The 5,073-nt window shown below is 62.6% G+C and carries 4 protein-coding genes and 1 pseudogene; 2 read left to right on the top strand and 3 right to left on the bottom strand.

All coding sequences use genetic code 11. The features are described from left to right. Positions 1 to 411: 411 nt before the first annotated feature. Positions 412 to 2,031 (bottom strand): 4-hydroxyphenylacetate 3-hydroxylase family protein, encoded by a 1,620-nt coding sequence (locus tag DBR23_RS01755; protein WP_108497107.1) that lies wholly within the window; start codon positions 2,029 to 2,031, stop codon positions 412 to 414. An 80-nt stretch (positions 2,032 to 2,111) separates the two neighbouring features. Between DBR23_RS01755 and DBR23_RS01750 the strand changes: the two genes are divergently transcribed. Then, on the top strand, positions 2,112 to 2,801 hold the full coding sequence (locus DBR23_RS01750) for a TetR/AcrR family transcriptional regulator (RefSeq protein WP_060985374.1): 690 nt from the start codon (positions 2,112 to 2,114) through the stop codon (positions 2,799 to 2,801). A 2-nt stretch (positions 2,802 to 2,803) separates the two neighbouring features. Then, positions 2,804 to 3,355, top strand: coding sequence for a hydrolase (locus DBR23_RS01745; protein ID WP_060985373.1), 552 nt, complete (start codon positions 2,804 to 2,806; stop codon positions 3,353 to 3,355). 160 nt (positions 3,356 to 3,515) lie between these two features. On the opposite strand, the gene DBR23_RS01740 is transcribed toward DBR23_RS01745, so the two are convergent. Together DBR23_RS01740 and DBR23_RS01735 are read right to left on the bottom strand one after the other, a co-directional pair. Then, a complete protein-coding gene (locus DBR23_RS01740) occupies positions 3,516 to 4,127 on the bottom strand; it encodes a tyrosine-type recombinase/integrase (protein WP_108497106.1) in 612 nt (203 codons plus the stop codon). A 377-nt stretch (positions 4,128 to 4,504) separates the two neighbouring features. Then, positions 4,505 to 5,073: pseudogene (locus DBR23_RS01735) on the bottom strand (alkene reductase); the annotation flags it as partial.

The raw sequence follows: 5,073 nt of genomic DNA, 5'->3' as shown, positions 1-5,073 counted from the left end.
GGCTTGTGAGCTGGAGGTGGGGGGGAGGTTGACGGGGGTGTTTTCGTTTGGGGACGCTTGGTCGGTAGATGTGACTGTGCGGCGTCTGTGAAACGACACCTGATAGGTGCGGATCGCCTGCACATCAACCCGTTCAACGAACGGCTCCATCAAAGACGCCAGTGCAGCGGTTGGAGCCGGTCGCGGATCTGATCCGGCTTCATGATGCCGGGCACCAAGCTGTCATCGGTTCACCAAGCAGCGCGGCCGCGACAATGACCGGTATCGAGGGAACTTCGGTCCTCCGGGGTAGTGGGCTGCACGTCTCCTAGCCAGCTCACTGCCGAATGTCCGCTGTTCGCGGGAGCCAACTCACGCTCTCGACCCCCAGCGGAAGTTCGCTGTAGTGGGCCGACCCGCCGGAGCCGTCATTCATTCCGCAACGCCGGCGCGCCGACTTTCGGGCAACGCCACCATCACCGGTTGGCCCGGCGTGGTGCAGCCGGTGTCGCAGCACTTCCCTGGCTGCCGGTTCTTCGTTATGCCTCGCTTTTCGTCATGCAGCACGCCGCGCTCCAGCAGACGCTCCACGAGTTCTACCTTCGACCCCACCGGGTAGTTGCGCCAGATCTCCTGCTTCATCGCCGCCGGTGAGCCACCGCCGTGCAGGCTGATCACCGAGTACCAGCCGCCCTGGTAGGAAGCGGTGAGGTCTTCGATGAAGCGCGCCGTCTGGATGCGCTTGTCGTAGGGGATGTCCGGCGTCGCCTGCAGCACCTCGGACAACTTCGCGGCCGTGGCCGGGTTGTGGTCCTCGTCCGGGCCGGGCAAAGCGACGATCAGACCGCCCGACACCTCGTGCGCGATGCGGTGCATGTCGTAGATCTTGGTCGCCAGCAGCAGCTTGCCAATGTTGCTGAACACCGGCTCGGGCATGAACGAGCCGCTGTGCGGGTCCTTCTCCGCGTAGACGCTGGCCGCCACGCCGCAGGCGAAGAAGCTTTCGGTGATGGTGATCAGCTCGACCATCGGGTCGCGCAGGTTGCTCTTCTTGCTCGGGTCCAGCCCGTTGGCCTCGCACATCAGCGCGCCCGCGCCGATCAGCAGGTCACCGAAGCCGGCCCGGGCGGCGATGCAGCTGTGCCGGTGGTGGGTGGCGTAGCTGTAGGTCAGCACATGGCTGTACGCCCATTCGCCGGCGAAAAACACACGGTCCCACGGCACGAACACGCTGTCGAAGATCACGACGGCGGTCGATTGGCCGTACTTGCGCGAGAACAGCGCCTCGCCATGCTCGACCTTCTCGCCCGGTCGGCCTGCCGGGCGGGACACGATGGTGATGCCCGGCTCGTCCACACGCACCGCGCAGCACACCGCAAAGTCAGCGTCCTCGCGGCCCATGTTGCGGCTGGGCATGATCAGGAACTCGTGCATGTACGGGCCGCCGGTGACGATGGCTTTGGTGCCACTGATGACGATGCCCTTGGCGCTGCGCTCCACGACATGAACGTAGGTGTCGGGGTTGGCCTGCTGGTGCGGCTTGCGGCTGCGGTCGCCCTTGGCGTCGGTCATTGCAATGCCGAGCGACAAGTCGTTGTCCTGCACATGGGCCAGGTAGGCCTCGAAGCGGCCGCGGTGTTCGGTGCTGCCCTTGGCATCGTCGATGCGGGCCGTGGCCTGGGCGATACCGTTCAGCGCGTCGTGCGCCAGGTAGCGCTGTGCGCAGCCGGTCTCCTGGCACAGCACCCGCACGGCTTCCAGCTTGTTCAGCAGGTCACCTGCCGACTCGTTGACGTGCAGCATGCGGCTGACGACCCGGTTGCGGCTGGTCTGGGTGGCCAGTGCGATCGGCTCCAACTCATCGCGCAGAGCGTAGTCGTAGGTGAATGCAAGGGCGTTGACGCCGGGGCGCAGCGACGGGTCATCGACCACGCTGGTCACCTCGCGACCATCGACAAAGACCTTCGGCTTGTAGCGGCGCAGCGACTCGCGGTAGGCGTCGCCGGACATCAGGTTGACTTTGGTGACGGCGTCGGAGGAAGCGGCAGGCATGGTTGTCTCCAGGCAGATTGAACATTTAGCATCTCAATTAAACACTGTTCAATGCAAATGGTCAACGTTTACAATGGCCCATGGTTACATCGACGACGACCTCCCGCCGCCCGGCTGCCAAGCGGGCTGCGGCCCAGCCGCGCGAGGTGCTCAAGCAGGCGCTGGCCGACGTTCGGCGCCGCGCGGTGCTGGACGCGGCACGCTCGGCGTTCTTCGACCTGGGCATGGAGAAGACCAGCATGCGCGAGATCGCTCAGCGTGCCGGCTACACCGTGGGCGCGATCTACAGCTACTTCGCCAGCAAGGAAGAGGTGTACGGTGCCCTGCTGTCGGAATCGCTGGAGCGGCTAAATGCGCAGGTGCAGGCCGCCCTCGACGGCCGCACCGGCGCCGCCGAGCATGTGCGACTTGCGGCAACAGCGTTCTTCGACTTCTACCGCGAGAACCCGCGTGACCTGGACCTTGGCTTCTACCTGTTCCAGGGCATGAATCCTCGTGGGTTGACGCCCGAGCTGAACGAAAAGCTGAACGCGCGTCTTCGTGACGCGTTGCAGCCGGTCCAGGATGCCCTGCAGGCACTGGGGCAGCCCCCGAAGCGCGCCCTGGAAGAAGTGACGGCGCTTTTTGCGCACTCGGTTGGCCTGCTCGTGCTCAGCCACACGGGGCGGATCCGCATGTTCAAGCAGGCATCGCAGGATCTCTTCGACACCTACCTTCGGCAACTGCTGGGCCGCGCGTCGGGTCGCGGAGAACGTCCAGGGGAGGCATGAACATGGACGCCGTGAAAGCGAGGGACTGTGCGCTGGTACTCGTGGACTACCAGTCCCGACTGATGCCAGCCATCCACGACGCGGCTGCAGTGGTTGCCAACGGCGTCCTGTTGGCACGAGCGGCCCGCGTCCTGGACATCCCTGTCCTCGGCACCGAACAGAACCCCACGGGCCTAGGTCCGAACGTCGTGAAGATCCGGGCCGAGTGCCAGGCCACGCTGGCCAAGACGCATTTCGATGCTTGTGCCGATGGACTGATCGAAGCATTGCATGACGCGAAGCCGACGGGCGATCAGGTCGTCGTCGCCGGATGCGAGGCCCATGTCTGCATGATGCAGACGGCGCTGGGCTTGCTGCGTGCGGGCAAGCGCGTCTGGGTGGTTGCGAATGCCAGCGGTTCGCGACGGCAGGCAGATCACGCAGCGGCCATGACCCGGCTGTCGCAAGCGGGTGCCACGGTCGTGACCCACGAAATGGTGCTGTTCGAGTGGCTTGGCAATTGCCAGCACCCGAAGTTCCGGGAGGTCCTGCAACTCATCAAGGCCGCTGGCTGATTGAGCCGCACGACCGGTAGCAGGCGCGACGCGACACCATCAGCGACTGGCCGCTTGTGGCCGAGAGCGCCGCTTCCGTCGAACTCCACAAAGCTGCCATTGAGGGCGGCTACCCCTGCACTGGGGCGTGCCGCTCCCATCGCTCAATTCAGATCTCTGTCTACTCGGAGATCTCAAGGGCGTCGTCGACTTCGATACCCAGGTACCTCACCGTGGACTCAAGTTTGGAATGGCCGAGCAGCAACTGCACTGCTCGCAGGTTCTTGGTCCGGCGATAGATCAAAGTTGCCTTGGTCCTGCGCATCGAGTGGGTCCCGTACTCAGATCGATCCAACCCAAGTTCGTCCACCCAGTGCCCAAGAATCCGGGCGTACTGCCTGGTTCCCAAATGTGGTGACTCGTGAAGTCGGCTGGGGAAGAGAAAGTCATCTGACTTCAGCTCTGCCTTCTTGATCCAGGCTTGCAGGGCTTCCCGGGTGACTCCAGTGATCTCGAACTGGACCGGTCGTTTGGTCTTGTGCTGCATGACGATGGCCCGCGTAGCCACTTGGTCACCATGGGTCACGTCACGCACTTTGAGTGCAACGAGATCGCATCCGCGAAGTTTGCTGTCAATGCCGAGGTTGAACAGCGCGAGTTCACGAACCCGCCCTTCCATCTGAAGGCGTAAGCGCAGCGCCCAGATGTCTTTCACCTTGAAGGGTGCCTTCTGCCCAACAATCTTGCCTTTGTTCCACGGCTCGTGATGTGCGGTTTGGCCTTCGGTATCCATGATGATCTCCTATCGAGTTGAGGGCTCGACAGGATGCGCTTCAAGGCGCTGAGACACCAGCCTAGCGATGCTGCAAGGAAGTCGGGCTACGACAACGAAGGGCAGCTTCCAGACACGTTGCCAGATTCACGCTCTCGGCCAGATGTCGTCACTTACGAATGACTTCTTCAAAGTATCGTAGTGCATCACAAACGCTTTAGATTTATTGCAAGGCTGCGACGGCGTAGGTGTGACAGAAGGATGAAGAAAGTTATCAATTGCAGATCTTGACGATGCAGACCACTCGGTAGACGCCATCGATTCACAGCTTCGCAAGACCGAAGGGCAGAGCCTTGGGTATAAAGCGGCTCGTTTCTCTAATCTTGTGGGGCGGTGATTCAAGCGACCTGCAGTGTCGGATAGTCTGTGTAGCCCTTGGCGCCACCTGCGTAGAACGTGTCTGAGTCAGGCGCGTTCAGCGGTGCATTGGCCTTGATGCGTGCGGGCAGGTCCGGGTTAGCCAGGAAGGCGGTGCCAAAGGCCACAGCGTCAAGCTTACCTGCGGCAATAGCTGCCTCTGCCTCATCAGCGCTGTAACCCATATTGCCCACCAACACACCCTTGTACTTTTCACGCGCTATGGGCATGACATCGGCCTTTTGCACGCCGAAGAAGTCGGCGCGCATCACGTGCAGGTAGGCTAGCTTGAAGGCATTGAGCCTATCGGCCAGGAAGCCGATGAGGGCCAGCGGGTCGCTGTCCTTCATGCTGTTGTAGCTGTTGAGCGGCGACAGGCGCAGCCCCACGCGCTCGGAGCCGATGGCCTGGGTCACGGCGGTGAGCACCTCGAACAGGAAGCGGGCGCGGTTCTCCAGCGAGCCACCGTAGGCATCGGTGCGCTGGTTGGGCGTGTCGCGCAGAAATTGGTCAATCAGGTAGCCGTTGGCGCCGTGTACTTCCACACCAT

It is taken from the genome of Acidovorax sp. HMWF018 (assembly GCF_003061035.1).
In the GTDB taxonomy this organism is placed as follows: domain Bacteria; phylum Pseudomonadota; class Gammaproteobacteria; order Burkholderiales; family Burkholderiaceae_C; genus Acidovorax; species Acidovorax delafieldii.
The sequence above is the reverse complement of the archived record's forward strand: the minus strand, read 5'-3'. Positions and strand labels throughout refer to the sequence as shown.

Excerpts from the sequence above, each read along its gene's own strand:
- DBR23_RS01755 (WP_108497107.1), bottom strand. The coding sequence starts at position 2,031 with ATGCCTGCCGCTTCCTCCGACGCCGTCACCAAAGTCAACCTGATGTCC.
- DBR23_RS01750 (WP_060985374.1), top strand. The coding sequence starts at position 2,112 with ATGGTTACATCGACGACGACCTCCCGCCGCCCGGCTGCCAAGCGGGCT.
- DBR23_RS01745 (WP_060985373.1), top strand. The coding sequence starts at position 2,804 with ATGGACGCCGTGAAAGCGAGGGACTGTGCGCTGGTACTCGTGGACTAC.
- DBR23_RS01740 (WP_108497106.1), bottom strand. The coding sequence starts at position 4,127 with ATGGATACCGAAGGCCAAACCGCACATCACGAGCCGTGGAACAAAGGC.